General features: G+C 37.2%; 1 pseudogene. It reads right to left on the bottom strand.

Annotation, left to right across the window (positions count from 1 at the left end):
- Window positions 1-753 (bottom strand): annotated as a pseudogene (locus tag IDG60_RS27905) (DNA-binding protein); the annotation flags it as partial.

Raw genomic sequence — 753 nt, 5'->3', positions numbered from 1 at the left:
TTTCTCCATTATCTTCTCTTACATATTTGGGCGAACTATCTTCCACAAGTGATGAATCACCGATAAATGCTGCTTTACCTTTTCCAACTTTAGAAATTGCTACATAGGGGCCTTCTGCTTTACCGCCACCATTATAAATACCTTGATCTACAGCATGTGACCATTTACTTTTCGCTGGCAATTGTTCTGGTGTATACACAATACCTTTTGCTTTCTCTGGATTAGTAATTGCTAATGTCGATCCGGCATGCATAGAGACAGATTTCACACCTTCAGTAATACCGAAACTTTCTTTTGAAGAAACAATATTGCTCGTATTTAAATCACCTAGTGCATTATATCGAAAACGTACGCCAAAGTTTGTAGATAACCAATCTGAACTTTTCACACCTTGCATTGCAGTAGAGCTTTTTTCTTCTGCATTCATACCTTTCGACATATCTTCATATGCTCCACGTCGATAACCATTCATTGCCTCCGATGAATCAATACGATTTAAATTTCGGTCAGCATTGTAATGATCTGAAATAAAGACAACATTGCCACCTTGTTTCACATAGTTAACAATTGCTGCCTGTTCTGATTCTTTGAAAGGAATGTTAGCCTCAGGAATTACAAATATTTTGGAACTTTTCAAACTTGCTTCTGTTATGTTCGAATGACCATCAATAGCTTTAACGTCATAACCTTGTTTTTGTATTGAATCCGCATAATCTGAAAATGCACCATCACTAACCCAATCTGCAGCACCAG

This window comes from Staphylococcus sp. EG-SA-2 (assembly GCF_017152085.1).
Note: the sequence above shows the minus strand (reverse complement) of the source record. Positions and strands in the feature narration are given on the sequence as shown.